Raw genomic sequence first — 21,322 nt, forward strand, 5'->3', positions numbered from 1 at the left:
GGGAGCGCCGGGTTCGCCGGGTTCGCCGGGAGCGCCGGGTTCGCCGGGAGCGCCGGGTTCGCCGGGAGCGCCGGGTTCGCCGGGCTCGCCAGGAGCGCCGGGTTCCCCAGGAGCGCCGGGTTCACCAGGTTCACCAGGTTCACCAGGTTCACCGGGAGCGCCGGGTTCCCCAGGAGCGCCGGGTTCACCGGGAGCACCAGGTTCGCCGGGCTCGCCAGGAGCGCCGGGTTCCCCAGGAGCGCCAGGTTCACCAGGTTCACCAGGAGGGCCGGTTTCGCCACACCGAGGGTCGGTGAAGACGTTGTCATCGAGCGTCACCGATCCCGTGCGAGCGAGGGCGCGGCCCTCGACGTCGGTGCCGGTCGTAACCGTCACCGAGGCCATCGCCATGATGGTCCCGACGAAGACCGAGCCGGTGCCGAGCGTGGCCGAGCTGCCCACCTGCCAGAAGACGTTGCACGCCTGGGCGCCGTTGATCAGCGAGACCACACTGCTCGATGCCGTGGTGAGCGCGGATCCGATCTGGAAGATCCAGACGGCATCCGGATCGCCCTGCGCATCGAGCGTGAGTGTTCCGGTCAACCCGGCTGTGGAGGCAGAGGTGTAGACGCCCGCGACCAGTGTCTGTCCGCCGAGGTCCGGCGGGCTGCTCGCGTCAGAAGCCTGCCCCGCAGCATTGTCGTATGCCGTGACCAGGTCGATCTGGGCTTGCGCTGCGTGCGCGTCGGTCGAGTGAGTCGTGCCGCCGACCACCGTGCCCGGCGGGAAGCCGGTGATCGAGGTGCCGGGAGAGACGCCGAGGTCCCCGTTGAGGACGCTCGGACCCGTGTTCGTCACGGATTCGCCCCCGAGAACGACGTAGGAGTCCGCGGTTCCCAGACCGACGGACGTGGCAATTGCATAGGCGCTCGGGATTGCCCCCGTCAACGCAACCATCGCAATGCCAGCGATAGCGACCACCGCCCCCGCGCTGGTCTTGTAACGCCATGAAACACCTGTGGAACGGGTGCGAGTGGAAATGTGGGTTCCCATGGGAACCGCCCTATCATCCCCCGAGATGCGAAGGAACACAGCCCAAAGTGAGCCAAGCTCACCGTATGCGCGGAGCCGAGCATCGCCTAGGAAACGGAGGATAAAGTCCTCATTCGGGGGGCGCGAGACTGTGAATGCGCCCGGCTCGAGCGCCCATTCTTGTGAACCGCTATGCGGCAACCCATCGGAGTGCTACCCTCGCGCGAGGCTGGCGGCGCCGGCTCAGCTGGGGTTGTGCGGCATGTTGAGCTCGTCGGGGTCGACGTCCACGTCGCCCGTGTCGTCGGGGCCGCCCGTTCCGGGCACGGTCTTGACACGTGATTCGTCGATGTCCTCGTCGAGGTCTTCGGGCAGCGACGCATCCTGCTTCGCCGCCGTCTCGGCCTCGCTGCCGGGACTGTAGCTGACGTCTTTGCGGATCAGCTCGTCATCGGTGAGGGGCTTCGGTCGAGGTGGTCCCGCCGCGGGATTCTCGCGCTCGACGTTCTCGTCTGCTCCGTTCATGCGGCGAGCATAAGCCGCACCACGCGGCATCCGCAGCCCCTTGACTCCGAGAGATGAATTGTCTGCTGCGACCAGGACGGGACGTGGGCTGTCAGCCAACTCGAAGTGTTGATTTCAGGGATGACGGAGCCCTGACCCGAGCGATGGTGTCAGCACTGATCTTCTGAGAGTGTGGGTTGATGACCGTTCACAGCAACACGCAGCAGGCGTGGGAATCAGCGTCGCAGAAGCACATCCGCGAGTACAACGAGCTGCTCGACGAGGCGAAGTACGCCCGTCTGCTCCCCGTCGAGGAAACCGTGCTCCGCGACATCGTCGTCGACTCCGACGTGGTGCACCCGATGAGCGGCCACGGCATCGACGACGTCGCGCTGATACACCTCGGTGCCGGTAGCGTCACCGGCGTCGACTACAGCCCCACCGCCGCGTCCGCAGCGCAGCGCCGGGCAGACGAACTCGGCGTCGACTGCAGGTATGTGACCGCGACGCTGCCGGCGAGTGGACTCATGGACAACTCGGCCGACCTCGTCTACACCGGCAAGGGTGCGCTGATCTGGGTCGACGATCTGGAGGCATGGCTGATCGAGATGCGCCGTCTGCTGCGGCCAGGAGGTCACCTCTTCATCTACGAAGCGCACCCCCTGACGCCGCTGTGGAGTTGGGACCGCGACAAGGTCGAGGTTCGGAGCGACCGTGGGTACTTCGCCCGAAGCCATGTCAATGATTCATTTCCTGCAGGCGGTGCTGTCGAGTACCAGCGAACATTCGCCGAGACGATCATGACGATCACCGGTTCAGGCTTCGAGATCCTGCACCTCGAGGAGCACCCCGAACCGTTCTGGCGGCCCGGCGGCATGGACGCAGCCGCTTGGAACGGCCAGGTCCCGAATGCGTACAGCCTGCTCGCACGGCACAGAGCCTGAGCGAAAGAGACGCAGGTAGTGCAGCGGCAAGGACACCGAACGCCTCCCGCAAGTCGACCCGCTCACAGCACACGGCGCACAGATTGAGGGCCGAACGACCGGGCGGCGCAGGCGGGCGCGCACTCGGCCGTCCGGTCGGGCGCGCCATGTCGGGCGGTCGTCGCTAGGCTTATGAGCACCACGACCAGGGGGATTCAACCATGCAACGAATCAAGACGTCCGTGGCGCTCGTCTTCGCGGGCGCACTGCTGCTGACCGGCTGCGCAACGGGTGGCGGCGGTGGCGGCGGCGAGACCGCGACCGACGCGTGCGAGACTGTGCGCTCAGAGGCACGCGACATCTCCAACGGCGCACAGAACGCCCTCGCCGCGGGCGGCGACCCGAGCGACGTGCAAGCGGCGATGGAGGGCTACCGCGAGCGTGTCGACGCGATCGACAAGACGGCGGGCGACGATGCAGGCCTGTCCGACGCGCTCGAGGCGCTCGGTGAGAAGCTCGACGAGGCGGCAGCGTTCGCTGCGACGCTGCCGAGCGACCCCGAGGCCGAGGTCGACGCCGACGCGGTGGCTGCCCAGCAGGAGGGCATCTCCGAGGCGGCCGCCGAGGTCACCGCGGGCTGCACCAGCGACACCGAGGGCTGAGCCCCTTCCGAACGAGAGCGGCGCGCGGCATCCGATCGACGGATGCCGCGCGCCCTCGTCTATGAGCGCGCGCCCTCGTCTATGAGGCGGCCTTCTTCTTCGCGGCGGGTGCCTTCTTCTTCGCGCCGTCGCCCGACGCCGACGACTTCGACGCCGGCGACTTCGATGCCGTCGACCTCGACACCGACGACTTCGAGCCCGAGGACTTCGACGCCTTCTCCCCGCCGTCCGACTTCGCCCCGCCGCCTCCGCCGCGCTTCGCTGCGATCGATTGCTTGAGGGCCTCCATGAGGTCGATGACCTCACCGCCCTCCTCCTCTTCGACCTCGCCGAAGGTCGCGGCGGTGTCGAGCGACTCGCCCTGCTCGATCTTCGCCGTGATGAGGGTTCGCAGCTCCTGCTGGTACTCGTCGACGTATTGCTCGGGATCGAAGTCGGAGACGAGGCTCTCGACGAGCTGCTTCGAGAGATCGAGCTCCTTCGCCGAGATCTTCACCGACTCGTCGAGCGCGGGGAACGCGGCTTCGCGCACCTCGTCGCTCCAGAGGAGCGTCTGCACCATGAGCACGTCGCCGTGCACGCGCAGCGCGGCGAGCCGCGTCTTCTGCCGCAACGCCATCTGCACGACCGCCGTGCGGTCGGTCGACTCGAGGGTGCGCCGGAGCAGCACGTAGGCCTTCGACGATGCCGAGTCGGGCTCGAGGTAGTAGCTCCGGTCGAACATGATCGGATCGATCTGGTCGCTCGGCACGAACTCCATGACCTCGATCTCGCGGCTGCGCTCGGCGGGAAGCGCCTTCAGGTCGTCGTCGGTGATGATGACGGTCTGCTCACCGTCGTCATACGCCTTGTCGATGTCCTTGTAGGCCACGACCTTGCCGCAGACTTCGCACTTGCGTTGGTATCGGATGCGCCCACCGTCTTCGTCGTGCACCTGGTGCAGTGACACGTCGTGATCTTCGGTGGCGCTGTACAGCTTGACGGGCACATTGACCAGGCCGAATGTGACCGCGCCCTTCCAGACGGCTCGCATTCCTCAAGTAGACACCCCCGACCTTCGCGAGGGAAGACCCGGCGGTTGCGGGGTGGGCCGGCCGTGATGGGGAATCGCAACCCCCAGGGGCCATGATGGGTGCATGGCCGAGGGCACGCGTCAGCTCGTCGACGTCGACGGCCGGAGACTCCGGCTGACGAATCTCGACAAGGTCATGTATCCCGAGACGGGCATGACGAAGGGCGAGGTGATCTCCTACTACGCGGAGGTCGCCAAGGTGATGGTGCCGCTCGTCGCCGGCCGGCCGGTCACGCGCAAGCGCTGGGTGCAGGGCGTCGGAACTCCGGATGCCCCGGGCCAGGTCTTCTTCGAGAAGGCACTCGCAGAGCACGCGCCCGACTGGGTGCGGCGCGGGGTCATCGAGCATTCCGACGGTCCGAAGACCTACCCGATCGCCGACAACCGGGCCACGCTCGTGTGGCTCGCGCAGCAGGCCTCGCTCGAGGTGCACGTGCCGCAGTGGCGGTTCCGGCCCGACGGGTCGCGTGGAAACCCCGACCGCATGGTGTTCGACCTGGATCCCGGCGAGGGCATGGGTCTCGCGGAGTGCGCCGAGGTCGCACTCCTCGTGCGGGGCATCCTCGAAGGCATGGGCCTCGAGGCATTCCCGGTGACGAGCGGCAGCAAGGGCATCCACCTGTACGCCCCTCTCGACGGATCGCAGACGTCACAGCAGGCGTCGAAGATCGCTCATGAGCTCGCCAAGGCGCTTGAAGCCGACCACCCCGAGCTGATCGTCTCGAGCATGCGCAAGATGCTCCGCGAACGGCGCGTGCTCATCGACTGGAGCCAGAACAACCAGAACAAGACGACGATCGCGCCGTACTCGCTGCGCGGGCAGTTCCGTCCCACGGTGGCGGCGCCCCGCACGTGGGAGGAGCTCGAGCGTCCCGACCTGCGACACCTCGATGCGCACGAGGTGCTCGAGCGGATCGCCGACGGCCTCGATCCCACCGCGCCGCTCGCCGTCTCGGGCGCCGGCTCGGCCGGTCCGCTCGGCACCTACCTCTCCATGCGCGACGCCGGTGCGACCCCCGAGCCGATGCCCGAGTCGAGCTGGGGCACCGCTGCCGCGGGAGAGCCGACATTCGTCATCCAGGAGCATCACGCCCGCCGCCTGCACTTCGACTTCCGCCTCGAGCGCGACGGCGTGCTGAAGAGCTGGGCGGTGCCGAAGGGGGTTCCGGATGACCCGGGCACGAACCATCTCGCCGTGCAGACCGAAGACCACCCGATGGAGTACAGCTCGTTCGAGGGAACGATCCCGGCCGGGGAGTACGGCGCGGGCTCCATGACGATCTGGGACGCGGGCACGTACGAGACCGAGAAGTGGCACGACGACGAGGTCATCGTCGACGTCGAGGGCCGCCCCGGCGGGCCGCTCGGCCGAGTGCGGCTCGCGCTCATCCGCACCGACGGCGAGGGCGAGAAGAGCACGTGGCTCATGCACCGCATGAAGGACCAGCGTCCCGGACACTGGAGTCCGACGTCGAAGGGGCGGCACGCGAGCGAGGCACCCGAAGACGAGACTGATCCTTCTCCGGGGCCCGGTCTCGATACGCGTTCGCCCGCGGCGGGCGCTACTCGACCACCGGAGGCGGAGGCGAAACCCGCAGGGCGCGTCGGCCCGATCCTGCAACGGCCGATGCTCGCCACCGCGACGAACCCCGCCGTCGTCGCGTCGCTCGACGCCGCGGGCTGGGCGCTCGAGTGGAAGTGGGACGGCATCCGGGTGCTCGCCCGCACCGACGACGGCGGGGTGCGCCTGCTCACCCGGAACGGCAACGACGTGACCGCGAAGTACCCGGAGCTCGCGAACATCGCCTCCGCGCTTCGCGGCGACGCGCTCGTCGACGGCGAGATCGTCGCCCTCGACGAGGAGGGGCGGCCCAGCTTCGGGCTGCTGCAGCAGCGGATGAACCTGTCGAAGCCTCGCGAGATCGAGCGAGTCGCGGCATCCGTTCCGGTGCGGCTCCGCCTCTTCGACGTGCTCGAGATCGCGGGGTACGAGGTGATGGGCGAGCCCTACGACACCCGGCGCGCGCGGCTCGAGCGGCTCGTGCGGGAGCGGGACGACGTGCCGCTCGAACTGCCGGAGCAGGCCGGCGGCACGCCCGCCGAAGCGCTCGAGGAGAGCCGCCGGCTCGGTCTCGAGGGCATCGTCGCGAAGCGCCGGGACTCCCCGTATCGGCCGGGGGTGCGTTCCGACGAGTGGCTGAAGCTGAAGGTCACGCGAACGCAAGAGGTGGTCATCGGCGGTTACCGCCCCGGCATCGGGAGCCGCACCGGCCGCATCCGATCGTTGCTCGTCGGAGTTCCCGGCGATGACGGCCTCGAGTACGCGGGGCGGGTCGGCTCGGGCTTCCGCGAGATCGACCTCGACCGCCTCATCGCGGCGCTGCGGCCGCTCGAGCAGCCCGAGTCCCCGTTCATCGAGGTGCCCCGGGTGGACGCCTCCGACGCCGTGTGGGTGAAGCCCGAGCTCGTCGGCGAGATCGAGTTCGGCGAGTGGACGAGATCGGGCGTGGCGCGGCATCCGTCATGGCGCGGACTGCGGCCCGACAAGGCGCCTCGCGACGTCGTGCGGGAGGGTGAACCGGGCGGTTCGGCGCCGTAACACGGTCGAGCGTGCGACGAAACAGTGGTGCACCCGGGTCGGGTAGCCTTCACTCGTGGGCACCCTCTACTACGGCGACTCCGGCACGCCGATCGGCATCGACGACCGTGCGCTCGCGCACCTGAAGGTCGCGATCGTGACCAAGCTGCGGCGAGGTGAGAGCTTCACCGTGTCGTGGCGGCACGGTGATGACCAGCCCCGCGGGCGCAGCACGCTGTGGCTGCACCACTCGATCCCGCTGCGCTTCGTGTTCGACGAGGCGGAGCCGCCCGAACTCAGCAGGGAATGGATCGAAGATCTCATGCGGTCGGCGAACAGCACGGGGGGCGTCCTGCTCGTCGAGGAGCATCTCGACACCGACCCGGTGGCCGGACGCGCCACGCAGCAAGTCGAGGCCTGAGCTTCAGCCGGGCTGCTCGACGAGCAACTCGAGCAGCGCCCTCTCGCGAACCCCGCCTGGGGCGATGACCCGTCCGCGCTCGTATTCCGCGATGACCCGCGGATCGATGTAGCTGCCGCGCGCGATCGTCGGGGTGTTGCCGAGCAGGGAGCTCGCGAGTTCGATCGCCTCGCGCACAGCCGCCCGCCGAGCACGCGCCGTACCGGCCGGGCCGAGCTCGGCGAGCCGGTCGGCCGCGGCGATCGTGCCGCGCAGGGTGCGGAAGTCCTTCGCGGTGAACGCTCCTCCCGTGCGCGACCGGATGTCCTCGTTGACGTCGGCGGCACTGACGGCGCGCATCCCCCGTCCGTTGCTCCACGCGTAGAGGCGAGCGGCAGCCGAGCGCTGCGTCGTGCGGGCCACGAACGCCGCGAGCGAGGCATCCACGATCCGGATGTCCTGCGTCTTGCCGCCCTTCGCGCGGAACCGGAATCGCACCGCCTTGTCGTCGAGCAGCGAGGCGTTGCGCACGAGCAGCGTCGTGAGGCCGCGGCTGCGGGCGGTCGAGAGCGCTTCATCCGAGCCGATGCGGATTGCGCCGAGGTCGAGCGTGCGGAAGGCCGCAGCGAGCACGCGTTCGCGCGGCAGCTCCTCGAGGCCGAGATCGCGCACGACGCCCCTGCGAGCGCCGGGAAGCACCTCGGCGAGTGCCGTCATCCTCAGGAACTTCTCGGCGTCCTGCCGCTCGCGCCACACCGGGTGGTAGAGGTACTGGCGCCGACCGGCAGCGTCGACGCCGACGGCGAGGATGTGTGCGTTCGGAGTATCCGCGATCCAGACGTCCTCCCAGGCGGGCGGCACCGCGAGGTCGGCGATGCGCTGCCGCTCGGCGCGCCCGGCGATGCCGCCGTCAGTGTGCACGTACCCGAACCCACGACCACGTCTCACCCGGGTGAATCCGGGTGAGACATACGGTTCGACGCGCCGCAGACGCGGCATCCGCGGACCGCTCAGTGGTTGCGCAGTGCAGTGATGAGCTCCGACTTGCGCTTGCCGCTGTAGCCCTTGAGGCCGAGCTCCTTGGCGCGCTTGCGCAGCGCGTCGACCGTCCAGTCGTCGTAGTCGCCGGCCTTGCCGCCCTTGCGGCCGACCTTGCTGCGGCCTTGTTTGGCTGCCGCGTTCGAGATGCGCGCGGCCTTCTCCTTCGAGGCGCCGTCGTCGCGAAGCTCTTCGTAGAGCTTCGGGTCCTTCAGCGATGCATTCCTGCGGCCGGGCATGGTGTGCTCCCTTCTTCTCGACGCTCAGAGGCCGCGCCCGCCGGTGACCGGCAGGATCGCGCCCGAGACGTACGATGCGTCGTCCGAGGCCAGGTAGACGTAGGCGCCGGCGAGCTCGGCAGGCTGGCCGGCTCGGCCGAGCGGGGTGTTGCCGCCGAAGTCGGGCACCTTGTCGGGCCATCCGGTCGCCGGGATGAGCGGGGTCCAGATGGGGCCCGGCGCGACGGCGTTCACGCGGATGCCGCGTGGCCCGAGCTCCTCGGCGAGCGCCTTCGTGAAGGCGACGAGCGCGGCCTTCGTCATGGCGTAGTCGACGAGCGCCGCCGATGGATCGAAGCCCTGGATCGACGTGGTCGTGATGATGCTCGATCCGGCGCGCATCAGGGGAACCGCAGCGCGTGCGAGGAACACCGGGGCGAAGATGTTCACCCGCATCACGCGCTCGAAGTCGTCCGTGGGCAGCTCTTCGATGCCGCCGCGATTGCGCTGGTGCGCGGCGTTCAGCACGAGCAGATCGAGCCCGCCGAAGGCATCTGCGGTGCGGTGCACGATGTCCTCGCAGTAGGCCTCATCCTGCAGGTCGCCCGCGAGCAGGAGCGGCATCCGGCCGGCGTCCTCGATCCAGCGAGCTGTCTCCTCGGCGTCGGCCTCCTCGCTCGGAAGGTAGGAGATGGCGACATCAGCGCCCTCGCGCGCGAAGGCGATCGCCGTGGCGCGGCCGATGCCGGAGTCTCCGCCGGTGATGAGCGCCCGTCGGTCGACGAGCCGTCGGCTGCCGCGGTAGCTCTGCTCGCCGTGGTCGGGGAGTGGCGTCATCCGGTCGGTCAGGCCCGGCGACGGCTGTTCCTGCCGTGGAAACGGCCCGTGGGCATGCTTGGTCGTGGGGTCGACGAGCTGGTCATCGGTCATCGCAGAGCCTCCTTCATACCAAGGGCCCAAAGCTACGCGCGCGGGTTCGATGCCTACAGGGGGTTGACAGTCCCGAGCGTGCGAGAAAAGCGCTCTCCCAGCGAGCGATGACGAGCAGTTAGCACGCCGCCGAAACGGCGGTCAACCCCTAGTTGGCGGGGTCGCGACTCCCTATCGTCGAATCACCGGGCGTCACCGCGCCCCAAAGCCCTCGTCCAGTTCGACGGGGACCAGCCGGGCTCGTCCAACACGACGGGACGGCACCCGAGAAGGAGAGATCATGAACATTCTCGTCGCCATCATCGCCATCGTCGCCGTCGTGCTGCTGATCACAGGCGGGGTCGTGCAGTCCCTGAACTTCCTGCTCTGGGTCGGACTCGCACTGGCGATCATCGCGGTCATCGTGTTCCTCGTGCGGTACCTCGGCGGGAACCGAACCGTTTAGCTCGAAGCGTTGCGTGATCGGGCCTTGAGGCCCGGTCATCAGGAGGAGGGCGGCCTGCGGGCCGCCCTCCTTCTGGTGCGACGCTCCGCGGCGTTTGCCCGTATCGCCGGGGGCGCACTCGGCGTAACCTCGATGATGTGGGCACTCTCTATTACGGCGACTCCGGCACCCCGATCGGCATCGAGGACCGCGCCCTCGCGCACCTGAAGATCGCCGTCACCACGAAGCTCCGCCGCGGCGAGAGCTTCACTCTTTCCTGGCAGCACGCCGACGACCAGCCGCGCGGTCGAAGCACGCTGTGGCTGCATCCGTCGATCCCGCTTCGCTTCGTCTTCGACGAGCCCGAAGCGCCTGAACTGAGCCGCAGCTGGGTCGAAGACCTCATGCGCTCGGCGAACAGCACTGGCGGCATCCAGCTCGTGCCGGAACAGCTCGACAAAGAGCCCATCAGCACGCTCGACGCCCAGCCGGTGCAGGTGGGCGTCGATGTGCAGCCGATCGAGAGCGAGCCCTCGAAACGGGGCGCGGAGAAGCAGAGCCCGGAGAAGCAGACCGTCTAGAGCAGGTCGGCGTCACTCCCTCGAAGGCCCTCGCCGGGCTGGGCGAAGGGGTCCCGCGGCGTCGCGCTGCCGCTGACGTTCTGGTCGGGAACCGTGGGCTCGCCGCCGTGGATCTCGCCGCGCCAGGCGCCGGTGGGAGTGCGGCGCTCTTCGATGTAGTCCTTGAATCGCTTGAGGTCGCTTCTCACCTGCAGGTCGTCGAGCTGCAAGGCAGCCCCGGCCTCTTCGACGAAGCCCTCGGGCTCCCATTCGATGGTGAGGTCGATTCGGGTGCGCTCGGCGCCGAGGGCGCGGAAGTCCACCCGTCCGTTGTGCACGACCTCGCCGACGCTCCGCCAGGTGACGTGGTCGTCGGGAACCTGGTCGCCGATCTCGGCATCGAACTCCCGCTTGACCCCGCCGATGGAGACGGTCCATTGCGTCATCACGTCATCGATCTGCCTGACGGAGTCGACACCGCCGAGGAACTCGGGGAACGATTCGAACTGTGTCCACTGGTCGTAGGCGACCCGCACGGGCACGTCGACCTCGATGTCTGCGGTCACTGTCGTGGTCATGATCATCCTCTCGTTCCGAGCGCGCGTACCGCGCTCGGAGCCCACGTTAGGCACGCTGTGGCGCGGTCCACGAGGGGGTTGCCAGTCGCATACGCGGCTGCTAACACGGAGTTAAGGGGACAGCACGCCATGGTGCGTCGGCGGGTGAAGAGCCCGAGTACGGCGCCCGGAACCTGGAGGGAACGATGAGCGAACACGAGCAGGGAATCCATGCCGAGCGCTGGTGGCCGCAACTGTCGATCACGGCCAAGCATCACCTCCTCGAGGACCTCGACGGCGAGCTCGATGACGTCGTCCGCGATGAGATCTCGAAGATCACCGGCGAAGAGGCAGGCGATCGCCTCGGTGAGAGCGATAAGGCCTTCATCCGCACCCAGATCGAGCCGGTGGACTGAGGGCGTCAGTCGGGACTGAGCGGGTTACTCGCCTTCGAAGGTGGCTGACTCATCGGGCTCGGGCACGAACTGCAGGCCGGCCGTGCTGTTCGCCGAGAGGAGCATCTGCTCGATCCAGAGGCGGTTCAGCTTCGGGGGGCGGTTGCCGCTGAAGACGAACTGCAGGGGGATGGATTCGTGTAGCCAGATGGTCGTGCGACCGCTGCCGTTCTCCACGCCGTGCTCCCACGTCATTGCGAAGCTCTCCGATCGGCGGAGTTTGTTCAGGATGGCCACGCGCAAATGGGCGAGCGTGCGATCGTCGATCTCGATCTCACGTGGTGAGGAGTTGTAGATGAACTTGCCCATGCCACGAATCTAGCCCGCGACGATGTGCAATGGGTGAGCAGTTCGGCAGCTCGTCACTGTCAAGCCCCTGCCACGGGGACCGACGGGCGGGTAGGAACGGATCATGAAAGCCGTCACCTGGCACTCCGCACGCGACGTGCGCGTGGAGGAGGTTCCCCGACCGTCGGTGCTCGAGCCGACAGACGCCGTGATCCGGGTGACGTCCGCCGCGATCTGCGGATCCGACCTGCACCTCTACGACGTGTTCGGGGCGTTCATGCACCGGGGCGACATCCTCGGCCATGAGGCGATGGGGGTCGTCGAAGACGTGGGTGACGCGGTACGTCGCGTCGCCATCGGCGACCGGGTCGTCGTGCCCTTCGTCATCGCGTGCGGTCATTGCTTCATGTGCGCGCGGGGGCTCACGACGCAATGCGAGACCACCCAGAACGTCGACCGCGGCACGGGCGCGATGCTCTACGGCTACACCGAGCTCTACGGCTCGGTGCCGGGCGGGCAGGCGGAGTTCCTGCGCGTGCGACTCGCCGACGCCAACGCGCAAGTGGTGGGTCACGACCTCCCCGACGAGCGATACCTCTACCTCAGTGACATCCTCCCCACCGCGTGGCAGGGGGTGCGCTACGCCGGCGTGGCGCCCGGCGATTCGCTCGGGGTGCTCGGCCTCGGCCCCGTTGGCCAGCTCGTGGCGCGCATCGCGAAGCATGAGGGCGTGCGGGTGTTCGCGATCGAACCCGTCGTCGAGCGGCGACTGATGGCCGAGCGATACGGCGCCGAGGTCTTCGATCTCACGGATGACGCGACCGACGCCATTCGCGATGCGACCGACGGGCGCGGACCCGACGCCGTCGTCGACGCGGTGGGCCTCGAGGCGCACGGCAACCCGGGGACGGAGTTCGCGCAGAACGCCGTCGGCGTGCTGCCGAGCGGGATCGCGAAGCAGGTGATGACCAAGGCCGGCGTCGACCGACTCGCCGCCCTGCATCTCGCGATCGACCTCGTGCGTCGTGGCGGCACGGTCTCGGTGAGCGGCGTGTACGGCGGCACGCTCGATCCGATGCCGTTGCTGCGCATCTTCGACAAGCAGCTCACCTTGCGGTTCGGCCAGTCCAACGTGCATCGCTGGATCAGCGAGCTGCTTCCCCTCGCCGAGCAGGAGTCCGACCCCCTCGGCCTTGAGGACCTCGCCACCCACCGGGTGCCGCTCGACCGTGCGCCCGACATGTACGAGCTCTTCAAGGCAAAGGAGCAGGGCTGCATCAAGGTCGTGTTGAAGCCGTGATCTGACGTCCGCCATTGTGGGGATCCCGATGATCATCGTCGTCTTCCTCGCACAGCGCCAGATCATCGACGGGGTCGCGTCGACCGGCCTGAAGGGCTAGCAGACACTCCTTCAGGCCCGCCGCGTGCTGTGCGCGATCAGATCACGTGCCCATCAGGGTCGAGCGGATCGCCCGTCTCCCGGCCCGGCTTTCGCGGGTCGAGGGGATCGACAGTCCTCGGGCGGTCGGGGTCGGTGAGCGAGGTGTCCCCGAATGCACCGCCCCGTTCGTCGTGATCCCGCCGTCGGTCGTTTCGGGCCGGGGGCTCCTCTGGTTCTTCGCTGTTGTCTCGTTCCTCTGTCAGGTTTCCGGGGATCCGGCTGAGCGGCTCACCCATGATGTTGCTCCCTTCCGGTGCACGGATGCTTCGGGCCATCCGCTATCTCCACGCTAGGAAGCCGAGCGTGATGCCGGTAGGGGATTGACCTTCGTGCTGCCCGGGGCTATTCCAGACGTGCGCCGTCCGTCAATGGGGATGTGCCGTCGAGGCCAGCACCGGGTCGAGCCGCTCGTAGCCGTCGCGCAGCCTCACTCGGCCCTCGTCGATCTGGGCGACGTCGGCCCACGCGATGAGGAACATGCCGCGGTGCAGCCAGTGCTGCGGTCGGGCGATGATCGCCGGCGCGTTCGCGCCGCGGCGCTCGAACCCCCATGTCGACGTGCGACTGTGCGGGCTCACCAGGATGCCGACCACCACCGTCTCGGCGAGCAGCTGATGCGGCGCGCCCGAGATCTCGAGCCGCACGTCGACGAGCGCGCCGAGGTGCTGTCCGGCGGAGTCGACGACCTCTGAGCCGAGCATCTCACTCAGGATCATGGCGACCTCCCGGGATGCGGGCGATGATGTGCTCGCTGACCCAGCGCTCGGTCCAGGTGGCGTCGAGGATGTAGCCGGTGATGCCGAGGCGGATCGTGGTGCCGACCTCGGACACCAGCTTCCATGGGATGCGGATGTGTCGGGACTCCGGCGGCCTCCCGCCGAAGATCCGGGTCGCGAGATCCGGTCCGGTGAGGATGGCGGCGACGGTCGGCGGCGGAGCACCGGGTTCGATCGGCGCACCGGGCTCGATGCCGTCGAGCTCGAGGTCGTCGGCGGTCGTCACCGGCACGCCGTCGCGATCGAGCACCTGACGGTCGAGGATGTGCAGGTGTGCGTCGAGCACGCGCCCTGCGGGTCGGTGAAGGTCGTTCATGCGCCTACTCCCGTGACGATGAGCAAGGGGATCGCGGCGATCGCCGCGACGAGGATCACGACCAAGTACACGGAGCCGATGAGGTTCATGCCGCGGCCGTTGACCTTGTCGCCCATGTACTCGCGGTCGTTCGCGATGATGAGGATGGGCAGGTACGTGAGCGGCAGCGCGACGGCGGAGAAGACCACGGAGTACTCGGTGACGAGGATGGGGTCGACGCCGGTCGCCAGGATCGCCACCGCGACGAGGATGCAGATGATCATCGCGAGGTGGAACCGCGCCGCCTTCGTCGGGCGGCGGAACTTGCCCCAGGACCACCCGAAGTACTGCGCGAGCGTGTACCCGCTGGAGAGGGTCGTCTCGAGCGCCGCGCCGAACGTCGCGGCGAGGATGCCGACGATGGCGAACGACAGTGCGATCTTGCCGCCAGCCTCGGCGACCGGCAGCACGACCTGGCTGAGGCTCGTCACATCGATCGAGGCGGGCAGCAGCACCACCGCGGCGCATCCGGCGATCGCGATCGAAAGCACCCCGCCGAGGGGGAAGCCGACGAGCACGTTCGCCCGCGACGTTGCGAGATCCTTCTCCGTCCACTTCTCCTCGATCGCGCCGGAGGAGAAGAAGAACACCTCGTAGGGCGTCATCGCCGCGCCGAAGAGGGCGATCGCGTAGAACCAATAGGTCGACATCTGCTCGTCGGCGGGCGGGCCGGGCTGCAGCGCCTGGTTCGCGAGGGAGCCCCAGTCCGGCGAGAGCATGAAGAGGGCGACCGCGAACACGATGAGCGTGAGGCCGAGGAGTCCGGTCACGTTCTCCAGCAACTGGAACCGGGCGCGCCAGATCACGATCCACACCCCGAACGCGGCGACGGGGACCCACAGCAGCGGGTCCACGCTCGTCGCGAGCTGGAGCGAGAGTGCCACGCCGCCGATCTCCGCCGTGACGGTGAGCAGGTTGATGAGGAAGGATGCCCCGAGGTTGGCGAGCCCGGCACGCGGCCCCAACCGCTCACGGATGATCTCGAAGGTCGCCCGCCCGCTCACCGCCGCCACGCGGCCCGACATCTGCGCGTACACGCAGATCCCGACCACGCCGACGAGCACGACCCAGGCGAGTCCGAGCCCGAACCGCGATCCGACGACCGCATTCGTGACCAGGTCTCCGATGTCCACGAATCCGCCGATGGCGGTGAGGATGCCGAGGGCGACAGCGAAGATGCGCTTCATCGTCCACCACCCTCCTCCGCCGACGGCGGGCGTTCCTCGAGCGCCTCGAGGGCACCCGCCGCGCGGTCCAGCGCAGGCACCGCGTCCTCGAGCGAACCGGTGCCGCCCATCGCGTCGCGCGCCTCGTTGACGCCCGCCACGCCGAGCGCGAGCGCCTCGAGCAGGTCGGTGCGGAGCGCGGCATCCGACTCGGTGGACGTATCGGTCTCGGACACCGACGTCGACGCGTCGACGAGCTCGCGCCGCGCATCGCCGAGCGCCGTGATGGTCGTGGTCGGGAAGATGCGGTCGTCGAGCTGCTGCTCGACCGCGATGCGCGCGGTCTCGACGGCGGCGATGCCCTGCCCGATGGCTTGGTCGAACGTCGACGCCGGGCTCGAACATCCCGACAGCACGACGGTGAGGGCCAGGAGTGGGGCGAGCGCCCGCGCCCGTGCCGACCGACCCCGTCGCGACTCAGGCACCGGTCTCGTGGTGCGGGGTCGCGACGGGCTTCGACTCCGGCGAACCGCGCTGCCTGAGGTACACGGATGCCCCGACGATCGCGGCGACCGCGAGGAACTCGCTCTGCCAGTTCTGCATCGACTCGAACCAGAACTGGGAGGTCCCGAGGAACTCGATCGCACCCACCCCTGGCAGGCCGTGCTCGGCCTGCTCCTCGGAGTAGGTCACCGCACCCGAGACGGCATGGAACCAGAACGAGAGGGCGAAGAGCACGAAGAAGAAGATCGCGAGCGAGTTCTCGTACAGCACGAGCACGAACCCGCCCTTGCGCACGGGCCACGGGGTGGCGGCGTTGACCTTCACCTTCCGCGGATCCTGGTCCTGCTCGGTGCTCTCGCCGATCGGCTTGGATTCCGACGAGCCCTTCTGGAAGAGGAAGATCGTGAGCACGACGTACGCGCCCATCTGCAGGAACTCGGACTCCCAGTTCTCGAACGTCGCCTCGAAGAAGTGCCCCGATCTGAGGTACTCGGCGAACGGTATGACCGCCGCCCCGTGCTGGAGCTGCTCGTCGTTGTAGACCTGCAGGCCGCTGATCGCCATTCCGGCGAGGCAGAGCACGAAGATGGCCATGCAGACGACGAAGAGTGAATGTTCGTAGAGCCAACGGCCGACACTGGCGGCCGCGTCGGCCTTGTGAGCCGTATTGGCGTTCGTCATGATGCCTCCCGCGTCGAGAGTTCCCGTTGAGACGATGCTCTCGGGGGGCCTCTGACCCAGCAAGGGCTTGACAGGGTCACGCGCATCCCGAGCACCTCGCGCTTGCAGCATCCGAGCTTCTTCGGCAGCCACGCGGCGTGCGTCGAGTCGTTCTGACCGACGCGCATGCGTGCGGAGAGGCCGCAGTCGAGGATGCCGCACCGATTGGCGAGATCGAGACGTCTGGGATAGAGTGGCGTGGTTGCCTGATCAGCGAGTTTCGCGCGGGCGACAACCCATGCGCCCGTAGCTCAACGGATAGAGCATCTGACTACGGATCAGAAGGTTGGGGGTTCGAATCCCTCCGGGCGCACACTGGTTGAGACAGTAGGAGAGCGGCTCGCTTCGGCGGGCCGTTCTCGTTTTCCGGGCGCTGTGAGCCAGGCGGCGGGATGCCACTGCCGGCGTCGGTGGTCGTCGTTACGCTGGCCGCATGGCACGCAGCGACGACGCCGAGTTCTTCCATGCCGAGAGGCGCGACGAGTGGCGCGCCTGGCTCGCCGAGCACCACGAGCGCGACGATGGGGTCTGGCTCGTCTCGTGGCGCACGGCGACGGGTCGCTCGCGCGTGCCGTACGAAGAGGCCGTGATGGAGGCGCTCGCCGTCGGCTGGATCGACGGCCAAGCGAAGACGCTCGATGACGAACGCCACTCCCAATGGTTCTCCAAGCGCACGTCGCGCAGCCCGTGGTCGGCGCCCAACAAGGAGCGGGTCGAACGCGTCGAGGCCGAGGGATGCATGCAGCCGGCCGGGCGGGCGGCGATCGAGGCCGCGAAGGCCAACGGCATGTGGAGCGTGTTCGACGACGCTGACCGGCTCATCGAGCCGCCCGAGCTCACGGCGCTCCTCGACGCCGACTCCGTCGCGCGTGAAAACTGGAACGGCTTCCCGCCCTCAGTGCGACGTTCTGCACTCGGTCAGATCGCCCTCGCCCGGCGGGCCGAAACCCGGGAGCGCCGCATTGCCGAGATCGTGAAGAAGGCGGCGGCTGGCGAGCGTCCCGGCCCTCCCTGACCTGCTCAGGGCGGGGTACATCCTCGACATCGCCGGAGTTCCACTGGCCGGAGTCGCCCGAGCGCGCTAGACCCCCAAGCGGGGCACAAATACCACGCTTCAGCCCACGTTTTGCTGTGAATCCACCGAGTATCCGCGTGCCCAGCTCCATCGCCCGGTGAGCCGCATCGCCGCCTGTGGCTAGGCTCGCCAACAATCTGAGTCCCGTGATCGAGAGTTCGGATATGAGGGGTGACCGCGCCGGACTCGTTCCGGCCACGTCGAAACGGGCGGGCTCCGTGCGGCAGCGAATAGCCGCTCCCGGCATAGCCGACTGTGGGGGACACGGTCGGCCAGAGGTCGTGCTCGAGCAGCGGTTCCGCTCGTTCGTTCGGCGGGTCTACGCCCTGCTCATCGCCATCGCCGTGTCGATCGTGCTCTTCCGGATCTTCGCACCGCAGCGCGGGATGCCTCGCGACGGCGCTCCGCTGACGGCGGATGTGCTGTGGCTGCTGCCCGCCGCAGCGGGCGGAGCATCGATCGGTGCCGCCATCGTCGTGGCATCCGCTTCGCGTGCCGGACTCGAGGGCATGGCTCGTCTCGGCCTGCCCGGCCTGGGGGCCGGCGCCCGTGCCCTCTCGAACGGGCTCACCTGGGCGGCCATCGCGCAGCTCGGCGTGCACTTCACGGCGACCGCGTTCGACGTGCTGCCGGGCGGCCACAGCCTCGTCGGCGCGCTCCTCGGCGGATCGCTCGGCTTCGGCACGTACCGCCTGCATCGGCACGCGATCGAGCACGACGCCTACCGCACCTTCAACCTCGTCGCGATGCTGCTCGCCACCGGCATCCTCGCGAGCATGAGCATGACGCCCACGGGGGAGTGGTGGACGCGCAACTTCAGCACCCTCGGAACCTCCGACGACGTCGCCGCGGCGTGCTTCAACGTGGCGATCGTCGTATCGGGGGCCGGCATGGCAGGGCTCGCCCGCAGCCTCACCCGCGCCCTCGAGGAGGGCCGGTTCGGCACGCGCCGGGGCGGAGTTCGCACGATGAGGGCGCTGATCATCATCATCGGCGTGTGCCTGATGGGCATCGGGCTCGTGCCGATCGACGGTGCCACCCTGCTGCACAACACCTTCGCTGCGGCCGCTGCGGGAGCGTTCGCCCTGCTGTGCCTTGGTGCGCACGTCTGGGCGCGACGGATGCCGCGAATGCTCGTCCGGTTCTCGTATGCGGCATTCGGCCTCGAGGTGGTGGCGATGATCGCCTACGACCGCCTCGGATTCTTCAGCCTCACGGTGTTCGAGATCATTGCGTTCACGCTCGTGTTCGCCTGGCTCATCGCGCTCGTCGCGACCACGGCCATGCATCCGCATTCGGCAGAGGCTCGCACGGATGCCGCGACCCGCCGGCACCTCGCGCTCGGGTCGTTTCCCCGGCGGGCCACCACGGCAGCGAGCGGGCCGGTGGCCCTCGCCCCCGCCCGGCGCGCTCCGCGCCGTCTTCGAAGCTCGACCGGCGTGATGAAGGGGCGCGTGCGCCGGCGATCGCGGCGCACCGGCCCCCTCTCCCACGAGCAGCGCGCGATGTGGCGTGGCGGCGTGAGTTCAGACGACCCTCCGGACCACGGAATCCCCGGCCGTCCACGGCGTTAACCCTTATGAGCCATCGAGGTTCGAGCTGCCGCCATGGAGGAAGCATGCCCACTGAGACCGACCGGGTCCAGATCACCCGCAACGACGACAGAAGCCGCTACGAACTGACGCTCGACGGAGAACGTGCGGGCTACGCGGAATACCGCGCCACGCCCGGGCGAATCGTCTTCACGCATACGGTCGTGTACCCGGAGCACGAGGGCGAGGGACTCGGCAGCCGGCTCGCGAAGCACGTGCTCGATGACGCCGTCGCCCACGACCTGACGATCGTGCCGCAGTGCCCGTTCATCGGCGCGTATCTGAAGCGGCACACCGAGTACGAGGCATCCGTCAGCTGGCCGTGATCGGTCGCTGAGCAGCGAGCGGTATGCGCCTCGATGGGCCCCGGTTTGCTCTGACCCTCGATCTGGGCAGTGCGCATGCCGCACTCGAGGACTACGCTTCGACCAAACCCGAGTCGGGCCCGAACCCGACTGTCGTCAGGCGTGATCGTTGTGCGCCGACGAACCTGCGAACGATTTCCGGTCATTCGCTCGGGGGCAGTCTCGTCGGGCTCAGTTCGGGTCGCCCGCCGAGAATGGCCTCCACGGAGGCCGCGGTGGGGCGGGAGGTAGGGTTCCCGCCCCGCCGTCAATCGCAGTGAGTCACTCGCGGGCTGCTGCCGGCGCGACGCTGAGGCGGAGCCGGTCGCACAGCTGCATGAGGTTGCGGAGCTCTTCGTCGTCGAGCGCGTGGCCGACGTGCCGGTTGATGGTCTGCATGTGCGTGATCGCGACTCTGCGGAACAGGTCGAAGCCCTCGCTCGTGAGGGAGACGATGGTGCCGCGGCCGTCTTCGGGATCGTGCGACTTCGCGATAAGGCCGCGCGCGGTGAGGCGGTCGACGAGCCGGCTCACGCTCGGCTGCGTGATGAGCACGCTCCGGTTCAGTTCCTTCAGCCGCAGCTGACGGCCGGGCGCCCTCGAGATGTTGAAGAGCACGTCGTACTCGTTGAGCGAAAGGACCTCGCTCGGGAACTCGGCCGCGAGGGCGCGCATGACGGTGACTTGGGCGCGGAACAGCGACTCCCAAGCTGCAACGGTGATCGCACGATCCGGCATTCGGGCCCCCTTATCGATTGGACTGATCCAAGAATAGGGAACCGCAGGAGAAATCGGTTGAGGGCCGGTCGTAGAGGCTGACGACCGGCCCTCTCCCTTGCACCAAGAGTGTCCTGCAATCACATTCCACACCGACCGCCACAGCAAACAGTCGGTGCACTTCCGAATATATAACGGATCGGTAACGGGCGCTAGTTATCGTTCTGTGATTTTTCGAAATTGGCGGAAATCGGTTACCCGAACCGCGATCGGTTGGCCGAATCCCACATGAATCGGACGACTTCGACCCCCAGATCGTCGTTCCTGCGAGACTGCTGCCCATGGTCTTCGCACCGCTCCCGACGACCGCGGCGTGGCGGCATGACATCGCTCGCGACGGGTTCGAGGTGGCCTACTTCCCGGCCGATGGAGCCGGTGCTCGGCTCATGGGCTGCACGACGGCGGTCGAGGAGGGGGCGACCGCCGTGGTGAGCTATGACCTCATCGTCGACGCCGACTGGGCGACGAGGCGCGCGAAGGTGGCGCTGCAATCGGAGTTCGGCGCCCGGCAACGTCTCCTCGAATCCGACGGCCACGCACGCTGGCGAGTCGACGGCGAGCCGGCCCCTTGGCTCGACGGATGCCTCGACGTCGACCTCGAGTCGTCGGCCATGACCAACACCCTGCCCGTGCACCGGATGCGGCTCGGGGTCGGCGACCGCGCCGATGCTCCGGCCGCCTATGTGCGCATGTTCGATCTCGGCGTCGAGCGGCTGGAACAGGGATACCGCCGGATCGCCGATGCCGTCGTCGCTGCCGATTCCGACGCCGTCGCCGGATCGCACGAGCCACGGCCCACGCGCGCCGGCCAGCGTTACGAGTACCGATCGCCGGCGTTCGACTTCGAGTGCGTGCTGGTCTTCGACGAGTCGGGCCTCGTGCTCGACTACCCGGGAATCGCCGTTCGCGTCGCCTGACGGAGCCGGCCCCCGCGGCGTCGGAGATCGCCGAC

At 68.4% G+C, this 21,322-nt stretch carries 25 protein-coding genes, 1 tRNA gene and 2 pseudogenes; 13 read left to right on the forward strand and 15 right to left on the reverse strand.

Annotated elements, in window-relative coordinates:
• The 3 genes and pseudogenes from J7E25_RS18025 to J7E25_RS16295 form a co-directional block, all read right to left on the reverse strand.
• The coding region (locus tag J7E25_RS18025) for a hypothetical protein (RefSeq protein WP_251039210.1) at nt 1–308 on the reverse strand (308 nt) is incomplete at its 3' end.
• A gap of 46 nt (nt 309–354) precedes the next feature.
• Nucleotides 355–1,032: pseudogene (locus J7E25_RS18030) on the reverse strand (ice-binding family protein); the annotation flags it as partial.
• Between the two features lie 222 nt (nt 1,033–1,254).
• On the reverse strand, nt 1,255–1,536 hold the full coding sequence (locus J7E25_RS16295; RefSeq protein WP_214871225.1) for a hypothetical protein: 282 nt from the start codon (nt 1,534–1,536) through the stop codon (nt 1,255–1,257).
• 179 nt (nt 1,537–1,715) lie between these two features.
• Between J7E25_RS16295 and J7E25_RS16300 the strand changes: the two genes are divergently transcribed.
• The gene (locus J7E25_RS16300) at nt 1,716–2,459 is read left to right on the forward strand and encodes a bifunctional 2-polyprenyl-6-hydroxyphenol methylase/3-demethylubiquinol 3-O-methyltransferase UbiG (protein WP_214871226.1); all 744 of its coding nucleotides are present in this window, start codon (nt 1,716–1,718) and stop codon (nt 2,457–2,459) included.
• Nucleotides 2,460–2,659: 200 nt separating this feature from the next.
• On the forward strand, nt 2,660–3,100 hold the full coding sequence (locus J7E25_RS16305) for a hypothetical protein (RefSeq protein WP_214871227.1): 441 nt from the start codon (nt 2,660–2,662) through the stop codon (nt 3,098–3,100).
• Between the two features lie 79 nt (nt 3,101–3,179).
• On the opposite strand, the gene J7E25_RS16310 is transcribed toward J7E25_RS16305, so the two are convergent.
• Nucleotides 3,180–4,133, reverse strand: coding sequence for a Ku protein (locus tag J7E25_RS16310; RefSeq protein ID WP_214871228.1), 954 nt, complete (start codon nt 4,131–4,133; stop codon nt 3,180–3,182).
• A 103-nt stretch (nt 4,134–4,236) separates the two neighbouring features.
• Here J7E25_RS16310 and J7E25_RS16315 point away from each other — a divergent pair, with 103 nt between their 5' ends.
• Nucleotides 4,237–6,771 (forward strand): ATP-dependent DNA ligase, encoded by a 2,535-nt coding sequence (locus tag J7E25_RS16315; protein WP_214871229.1) that lies wholly within the window; start codon nt 4,237–4,239, stop codon nt 6,769–6,771.
• 55 nt (nt 6,772–6,826) lie between these two features.
• Nucleotides 6,827–7,171 (forward strand): hypothetical protein, encoded by a 345-nt coding sequence (locus J7E25_RS16320; RefSeq protein ID WP_214871230.1) that lies wholly within the window; start codon nt 6,827–6,829, stop codon nt 7,169–7,171.
• Nucleotides 7,172–7,174: 3 nt separating this feature from the next.
• Here the strand turns inward: J7E25_RS16320 and J7E25_RS16325 are convergent, their stop codons facing one another.
• From J7E25_RS16325 to J7E25_RS16335, 3 genes are all read right to left on the reverse strand, one after another.
• Nucleotides 7,175–8,071, reverse strand: a complete 897-nt coding sequence (locus tag J7E25_RS16325) for a DNA topoisomerase IB (protein WP_214871231.1) — start codon at nt 8,069–8,071, stop codon at nt 7,175–7,177.
• A gap of 89 nt (nt 8,072–8,160) precedes the next feature.
• Complete coding sequence (locus J7E25_RS16330; protein WP_214871232.1) at nt 8,161–8,427, reverse strand: Rho termination factor N-terminal domain-containing protein; 267 nt, start codon at nt 8,425–8,427, stop codon at nt 8,161–8,163.
• Nucleotides 8,428–8,451: 24 nt separating this feature from the next.
• Nucleotides 8,452–9,336, reverse strand: coding sequence for an SDR family oxidoreductase (locus tag J7E25_RS16335; protein WP_214871233.1), 885 nt, complete (start codon nt 9,334–9,336; stop codon nt 8,452–8,454).
• A 280-nt stretch (nt 9,337–9,616) separates the two neighbouring features.
• Between J7E25_RS16335 and J7E25_RS16340 the strand changes: the two genes are divergently transcribed.
• Nucleotides 9,617–9,781, forward strand: a complete 165-nt coding sequence (locus tag J7E25_RS16340) for a hypothetical protein (protein WP_214871234.1) — start codon at nt 9,617–9,619, stop codon at nt 9,779–9,781.
• Nucleotides 9,782–9,918: 137 nt separating this feature from the next.
• Nucleotides 9,919–10,224, forward strand: a pseudogene (locus J7E25_RS16345) (hypothetical protein); the annotation flags it as partial.
• A gap of 113 nt (nt 10,225–10,337) precedes the next feature.
• Here J7E25_RS16345 and J7E25_RS16350 read toward each other — a convergent pair.
• Complete coding sequence (locus J7E25_RS16350) at nt 10,338–10,898, reverse strand: SRPBCC family protein (RefSeq protein WP_214871235.1); 561 nt, start codon at nt 10,896–10,898, stop codon at nt 10,338–10,340.
• A 185-nt stretch (nt 10,899–11,083) separates the two neighbouring features.
• Here J7E25_RS16350 and J7E25_RS16355 point away from each other — a divergent pair, with 185 nt between their 5' ends.
• Nucleotides 11,084–11,293: a hypothetical protein gene (locus J7E25_RS16355; RefSeq protein ID WP_214871236.1), complete on the forward strand. Its 210-nt coding sequence runs from the start codon at nt 11,084–11,086 to the stop codon at nt 11,291–11,293.
• Between the two features lie 24 nt (nt 11,294–11,317).
• Here the strand turns inward: J7E25_RS16355 and J7E25_RS16360 are convergent, their stop codons facing one another.
• Entirely contained in the window at nt 11,318–11,641 is a 324-nt protein-coding gene (locus J7E25_RS16360; RefSeq protein ID WP_214871237.1) for an ATP-dependent DNA ligase, read from the reverse strand.
• 103 nt (nt 11,642–11,744) lie between these two features.
• Between J7E25_RS16360 and J7E25_RS16365 the strand changes: the two genes are divergently transcribed.
• Nucleotides 11,745–12,920 carry an alcohol dehydrogenase catalytic domain-containing protein gene (locus tag J7E25_RS16365; protein ID WP_214871238.1) on the forward strand — a complete coding sequence of 392 codons (1,176 nt, stop codon included), beginning with the start codon at nt 11,745–11,747 and terminating at the stop codon, nt 12,918–12,920.
• Between the two features lie 506 nt (nt 12,921–13,426).
• On the opposite strand, the gene J7E25_RS16370 is transcribed toward J7E25_RS16365, so the two are convergent.
• Genes J7E25_RS16370 through J7E25_RS16390 form a run of 5 tightly spaced genes read right to left on the reverse strand, consistent with a single transcriptional unit; the run spans nt 13,427 to nt 16,543 of the window.
• Nucleotides 13,427–13,777 (reverse strand): PRC-barrel domain containing protein, encoded by a 351-nt coding sequence (locus J7E25_RS16370; RefSeq protein ID WP_214871239.1) that lies wholly within the window; start codon nt 13,775–13,777, stop codon nt 13,427–13,429.
• Nucleotides 13,764–14,153: a hypothetical protein gene (locus tag J7E25_RS16375; protein ID WP_214871240.1), complete on the reverse strand. Its 390-nt coding sequence runs from the start codon at nt 14,151–14,153 to the stop codon at nt 13,764–13,766. The genes J7E25_RS16370 and J7E25_RS16375 overlap by 14 nt, the downstream gene beginning before the upstream one ends.
• Nucleotides 14,150–15,379, reverse strand: coding sequence for an Nramp family divalent metal transporter (locus J7E25_RS16380; RefSeq protein ID WP_214871241.1), 1,230 nt, complete (start codon nt 15,377–15,379; stop codon nt 14,150–14,152). The genes J7E25_RS16375 and J7E25_RS16380 overlap by 4 nt, the downstream gene beginning before the upstream one ends.
• Nucleotides 15,376–15,843, reverse strand: coding sequence for a hypothetical protein (locus J7E25_RS16385; RefSeq protein WP_214871242.1), 468 nt, complete (start codon nt 15,841–15,843; stop codon nt 15,376–15,378). Before J7E25_RS16385 ends, J7E25_RS16380 begins: the two co-directional genes overlap by 4 nt.
• Entirely contained in the window at nt 15,836–16,543 is a 708-nt protein-coding gene (locus J7E25_RS16390; RefSeq protein ID WP_214871243.1) for a DUF6766 family protein, read from the reverse strand. Before J7E25_RS16390 ends, J7E25_RS16385 begins: the two co-directional genes overlap by 8 nt.
• A 279-nt stretch (nt 16,544–16,822) precedes the next feature.
• Here J7E25_RS16390 and J7E25_RS16395 point away from each other — a divergent pair.
• From J7E25_RS16395 to J7E25_RS16410, 4 genes are all read left to right on the forward strand, one after another.
• A tRNA-Arg gene (locus J7E25_RS16395) sits at nt 16,823–16,895 on the forward strand.
• Nucleotides 16,896–17,015: 120 nt separating this feature from the next.
• The gene (locus J7E25_RS16400) at nt 17,016–17,597 is read left to right on the forward strand and encodes a YdeI family protein (RefSeq protein WP_214871244.1); all 582 of its coding nucleotides are present in this window, start codon (nt 17,016–17,018) and stop codon (nt 17,595–17,597) included.
• Between the two features lie 224 nt (nt 17,598–17,821).
• Nucleotides 17,822–19,231 carry a DUF998 domain-containing protein gene (locus J7E25_RS16405; RefSeq protein WP_214871245.1) on the forward strand — a complete coding sequence of 470 codons (1,410 nt, stop codon included), beginning with the start codon at nt 17,822–17,824 and terminating at the stop codon, nt 19,229–19,231.
• Between the two features lie 44 nt (nt 19,232–19,275).
• Nucleotides 19,276–19,575: a GNAT family N-acetyltransferase gene (locus J7E25_RS16410; RefSeq protein ID WP_214871246.1), complete on the forward strand. Its 300-nt coding sequence runs from the start codon at nt 19,276–19,278 to the stop codon at nt 19,573–19,575.
• A gap of 300 nt (nt 19,576–19,875) precedes the next feature.
• Here the strand turns inward: J7E25_RS16410 and J7E25_RS16415 are convergent, their stop codons facing one another.
• A complete protein-coding gene (locus J7E25_RS16415; RefSeq protein WP_214871247.1) occupies nt 19,876–20,331 on the reverse strand; it encodes a MarR family winged helix-turn-helix transcriptional regulator in 456 nt (151 codons plus the stop codon).
• Between the two features lie 320 nt (nt 20,332–20,651).
• Here J7E25_RS16415 and J7E25_RS16420 point away from each other — a divergent pair, with 320 nt between their 5' ends.
• Complete coding sequence (locus tag J7E25_RS16420) at nt 20,652–21,287, forward strand: putative glycolipid-binding domain-containing protein (protein WP_214871248.1); 636 nt, start codon at nt 20,652–20,654, stop codon at nt 21,285–21,287.
• Nucleotides 21,288–21,322 lie beyond the last annotated feature (35 nt).

The organism is Agromyces sp. ISL-38 (assembly GCF_018613935.1).
GTDB lineage: Bacteria > Actinomycetota > Actinomycetes > Actinomycetales > Microbacteriaceae > Agromyces.

Excerpts from the sequence above, each read along its gene's own strand:
- J7E25_RS16295 (WP_214871225.1), bottom strand. The coding sequence starts at position 1,536 with ATGAACGGAGCAGACGAGAACGTCGAGCGCGAGAATCCCGCGGCGGGA.
- J7E25_RS16300 (WP_214871226.1), top strand. The coding sequence starts at position 1,716 with ATGACCGTTCACAGCAACACGCAGCAGGCGTGGGAATCAGCGTCGCAG.
- J7E25_RS16305 (WP_214871227.1), top strand. The coding sequence starts at position 2,660 with ATGCAACGAATCAAGACGTCCGTGGCGCTCGTCTTCGCGGGCGCACTG.
- J7E25_RS16310 (WP_214871228.1), bottom strand. The coding sequence starts at position 4,133 with ATGCGAGCCGTCTGGAAGGGCGCGGTCACATTCGGCCTGGTCAATGTG.
- J7E25_RS16315 (WP_214871229.1), top strand. The coding sequence starts at position 4,237 with ATGGCCGAGGGCACGCGTCAGCTCGTCGACGTCGACGGCCGGAGACTC.
- J7E25_RS16330 (WP_214871232.1), bottom strand. The coding sequence starts at position 8,427 with ATGCCCGGCCGCAGGAATGCATCGCTGAAGGACCCGAAGCTCTACGAA.
- J7E25_RS16335 (WP_214871233.1), bottom strand. The coding sequence starts at position 9,336 with ATGACCGATGACCAGCTCGTCGACCCCACGACCAAGCATGCCCACGGG.
- J7E25_RS16340 (WP_214871234.1), top strand. The coding sequence starts at position 9,617 with ATGAACATTCTCGTCGCCATCATCGCCATCGTCGCCGTCGTGCTGCTG.
- J7E25_RS16350 (WP_214871235.1), bottom strand. The coding sequence starts at position 10,898 with ATGACCACGACAGTGACCGCAGACATCGAGGTCGACGTGCCCGTGCGG.
- J7E25_RS16355 (WP_214871236.1), top strand. The coding sequence starts at position 11,084 with ATGAGCGAACACGAGCAGGGAATCCATGCCGAGCGCTGGTGGCCGCAA.
- J7E25_RS16360 (WP_214871237.1), bottom strand. The coding sequence starts at position 11,641 with ATGGGCAAGTTCATCTACAACTCCTCACCACGTGAGATCGAGATCGAC.
- J7E25_RS16365 (WP_214871238.1), top strand. The coding sequence starts at position 11,745 with ATGAAAGCCGTCACCTGGCACTCCGCACGCGACGTGCGCGTGGAGGAG.
- J7E25_RS16370 (WP_214871239.1), bottom strand. The coding sequence starts at position 13,777 with ATGATCCTGAGTGAGATGCTCGGCTCAGAGGTCGTCGACTCCGCCGGA.
- J7E25_RS16375 (WP_214871240.1), bottom strand. The coding sequence starts at position 14,153 with ATGAACGACCTTCACCGACCCGCAGGGCGCGTGCTCGACGCACACCTG.
- J7E25_RS16380 (WP_214871241.1), bottom strand. The coding sequence starts at position 15,379 with ATGAAGCGCATCTTCGCTGTCGCCCTCGGCATCCTCACCGCCATCGGC.
- J7E25_RS16390 (WP_214871243.1), bottom strand. The coding sequence starts at position 16,543 with ATGACGAACGCCAATACGGCTCACAAGGCCGACGCGGCCGCCAGTGTC.
- J7E25_RS16400 (WP_214871244.1), top strand. The coding sequence starts at position 17,016 with ATGGCACGCAGCGACGACGCCGAGTTCTTCCATGCCGAGAGGCGCGAC.
- J7E25_RS16405 (WP_214871245.1), top strand. The coding sequence starts at position 17,822 with ATGAGGGGTGACCGCGCCGGACTCGTTCCGGCCACGTCGAAACGGGCG.
- J7E25_RS16410 (WP_214871246.1), top strand. The coding sequence starts at position 19,276 with ATGCCCACTGAGACCGACCGGGTCCAGATCACCCGCAACGACGACAGA.
- J7E25_RS16415 (WP_214871247.1), bottom strand. The coding sequence starts at position 20,331 with ATGCCGGATCGTGCGATCACCGTTGCAGCTTGGGAGTCGCTGTTCCGC.
- J7E25_RS16420 (WP_214871248.1), top strand. The coding sequence starts at position 20,652 with ATGGTCTTCGCACCGCTCCCGACGACCGCGGCGTGGCGGCATGACATC.